Genomic DNA, 3,204 nt, shown 5'->3' with positions numbered 1-3,204 from the left:
TGGCCACGAGATGGGCGTTGGGAATTGTCACCCCGTCTATCGTAGATCGGAAGGGCGAAACCAAATCCGCGGTGGCACTCAGACATAAACTAGCAACGAATAAAAATAAAAAGGTCTTGATCATGGATCAAGACCTTAGCCGTCTTATTTCTATTAAACCACCCTGACAAGAGCAGTGTGTACTTTTTTTGTTCCTGTTTGGCGAGATTACTCTGCCATCATCGCCGCGATGGACGTCAACTGCGATGTCCCTTCGCCAAGGGCTTTCTGTCGAGTTTCTGCATACAAACCCACCATCATTACACGCTGAGCAAAAAGATTAAACATTCCCGTCTCGCCCGCGTCTCGAACAAAGTTAACGTTGTTGCGAAGATAAACTTGTGTCGATTCCCGCAAAACAAAATTTGTAACATCATACATGGTTGTTGGGTTCATCGCGAGAACCTGAGTTCGGGTATGAGCCAACGCAGGAACTGGCGTTACTGTTTGGATAAAAACGTTAATCGGATCGAGATAGCTCAGCCACTCCAGGTTAAAGCCAGTTAACTGAGCCGCACTCGCGATCACAGCACCGCGGACAACACCGGTCACTCCAGATTTCGCATTACTGAGAACGGTATGTCCCAAGTTTCTCGCCATTTCTTTTGAATTGGCTCTTAACGACTCGATAAACTTAACGGCCTCATCGCGGTTCATACGATGAGATTGAGCCGGCAATTGAGCGCGAATGGTCATAAACACTTTTTGCGCCGCTTGAATGTCGAATCCTACCGCCGTATTCAGATCTTCAATCGCTTTAAGTTTAAGAAAATTTTTGGTGCGAGCCTGAGCGTCCTGGGTCAGATTTGAATTCGACGAAAAATTGGCCTGAGCCTTCTGTAATTTTTCTTTAATCTCTGCGAGACGGTTTTTTACGCCCACCTTATATTTATCATCGGTGATGTATTTAAGAACGCTATCGAGATCCAAGTAACCAATCTTAATTAATGTATCAATTTCCTCAACCAAACTCGCGTTGGAGAGAACACTGTTATTCGTGATCGCTAAAATATCTGCTAAACGAGAGGCCACGGTTTCCTTCATTAAACCGGACTGCAGGTCTATGCCCTGAGTACAGACCTCTACAAATGGATTGATCACTCCCAAAGTTTGAGAATTGATTTTTTTGTCCTTAACTAAAGCCACGGCGGCTAATGACACCGCCAAAGGATCTCTTTGAGTTCCGCAATGGCAGACGATGGTGAAAGTACCTCCGACATCTTTACACTGCTGCGTAACGATCTCTTTGACAGTTTTGTTCATTGGTACTTTTTGTAATTCGGCAGCACTGGCCGTTGAGGCCATTAAAATTGCCGAAAGTAATACTGATAATGTTTTCATACCCTACTCCAATGAGGTCATGGAAATCCACAGCCTCGGGGGAGTACTTCGCAATAAGGATACCGTGTCCCTGCCGGTTTAAACGGCTCTCAACTTCAAGTGCGGTGACGGAAAACATTTTACGGCGGGCTCGAGCGCCCCAAAACGTCACTTCGTCGAACTCTTAAACAGGCCAGTAAATCTTCCAATTCGTTGTCATCCGAAGGCTTTCGGCTAAAATAGGAAATCGTGAACCCAGTCCGTCGCGTTTATATTTTTAATTTTAGTTGGCTCTTTATCATCGTGTTGCCGATTCTGTATCCCTACTACGCATCGCTGGGGATGACGGTGACCGAGTTTTTCCAACTCCAGGCCGCGTTTGGCTTATCGGTGGCGCTTGTTGATATTCCCGCGGGTTACTTCGCCGATCTTTACGGGAGAAAACTCAGTCTATGCATTGGCTCGATCATCTCGGCACTGGGATACCTCGTGCTCAGCTACGCCACCAGTTTTTGGGGATTATTTCTGCACGAAGTATTAGTGGGCATTGCTTTAGGTTTTATATCGGGTTGCGATGTCGCCCTTCTTTATGATTCGCTACCTTTGGACAAAAGACACCACGAAGGCGCTTCCAAAGCCCTGTCGTTTTCGCAGTGGTCCTACTCTTTAGGTGAAGCGAGTGGAGCGTTGATTGGTGGATTTCTCGTGACCTTTTCTTTTCGCCACGTGATTTTCACCCAGATGATTATTTCGTGGCTCCCCTTTCTCTCAGCTTTGACTCTGAAGGAGCCCAACATTGCGCGCAAGCGCGCTTTTAAATGGGACCATATTCCCGAAGTTGCTCGCAAGTTATTTGTCGATAATCGCTTAATGCGGCTTTTATCTATGAACTTTGTCGTCTGGTTTCTCGCCAACTTTATTATCATTTGGTCGCTTCAGAAATATTGGACACATCTCCAGATTGATCTCAAATATTTTGGAATCCTTTGGGCCTTTTACACTCTCTCCATCGGTTTCGCAGCTCTCAGTGCGCCTTATCTCCAACGCCGATTTGGATTACGGGCCGTCATGCTCACCATTCCGATTTTTTGTTTCAGTGGATATATATTGATGACCTTTGATCAAGTCATCGTCGGGATCATGGGCGGTTTACTCATTTATTTTTCTCGAGGCTTAAACAATGTCACGCTCAGAGATCAAATTAACATGCGTCTGAGCGCCGAGCTGCGAGCGACGGCAAACTCTATGCTCAGTTTTATGTTCCGTTTTACTTTTGGAATTCTAGGCCCCTTTATCGGATCTTTCATTGATCTTCGTGGGATCCATGACGCTTTCGTCATTCTTTCGATGGTTTTTGTTGTCGCATTTGTATTAATAACCCCTCCACTTTTGCGCATGAAAACGGATCTGACGACCACCTAAGGCTCCAAGATTAAATTATTGATGCTAGGCTCTGAATTTCATTGCCGCTAATGCTTATCAGAGTTAAATCTTGGACATGATGACTCTTAAAAAATCCATGATTAAAGAAGTTGCGGTTGTTGGAACTTTATTATTGTTCATCGCTTTATTTTTTGTTGGACTGGGCTCCGCTTTGTTCCAACTTTGCATCGCATTTTTTTTAGCGTATGCCACATTACCGCTCCTGAAGTGGCTGGAGAAAAAGGGCTTTAGTCGCTCGGCCTCGACCGCCACAGTCGTGGCCACGGTTGGTGTCGGAATTATTCTTTTATTACTCATCATCATCCCTCCGATTGTGAGCGAAATTCAAACCGCAGTGGCCGAAGCTCCCCAAAATTTCCATATTCTTCTCGAAAAGTTGGATAGCAAATTGGCCGAGTACGA

The 3,204-nt window shown here is 45.4% G+C and carries 3 protein-coding genes; 2 read left to right on the top strand and 1 reads right to left on the bottom strand.

What is annotated here, in order from left to right; all coding sequences use genetic code 11:
• Positions 1-207: 207 nt before the first annotated feature.
• Complete coding sequence (locus tag K2Q26_15945; GenBank protein ID MBY0317012.1) at positions 208-1,380, bottom strand: hypothetical protein; 1,173 nt, start codon at positions 1,378-1,380, stop codon at positions 208-210.
• A 228-nt stretch (positions 1,381-1,608) separates the two neighbouring features.
• Between K2Q26_15945 and K2Q26_15940 the strand changes: the two genes are divergently transcribed.
• Together K2Q26_15940 and K2Q26_15935 are read left to right on the top strand one after the other, a co-directional pair.
• Positions 1,609-2,781 carry an MFS transporter gene (locus K2Q26_15940; GenBank protein MBY0317011.1) on the top strand — a complete coding sequence of 391 codons (1,173 nt, stop codon included), beginning with the start codon at positions 1,609-1,611 and terminating at the stop codon, positions 2,779-2,781.
• 76 nt (positions 2,782-2,857) lie between these two features.
• Positions 2,858-3,204: AI-2E family transporter (locus K2Q26_15935; GenBank protein MBY0317010.1), on the top strand; the 347-nt coding region annotated here is incomplete at its 3' end.

This window comes from Bdellovibrionales bacterium, from assembly GCA_019750295.1.
Lineage (GTDB): Bacteria > Bdellovibrionota > Bdellovibrionia > Bdellovibrionales > JAGQZY01 > JAIEOS01.
Note: the sequence above shows the minus strand (reverse complement) of the source record. Positions and strands in the feature narration are given on the sequence as shown.

Coding starts and splice junctions, on each gene's coding strand:
- K2Q26_15945 (MBY0317012.1), bottom strand. CDS start 1,380: ATGAAAACATTATCAGTATTACTTTCGGCAATTTTAATGGCCTCAACG.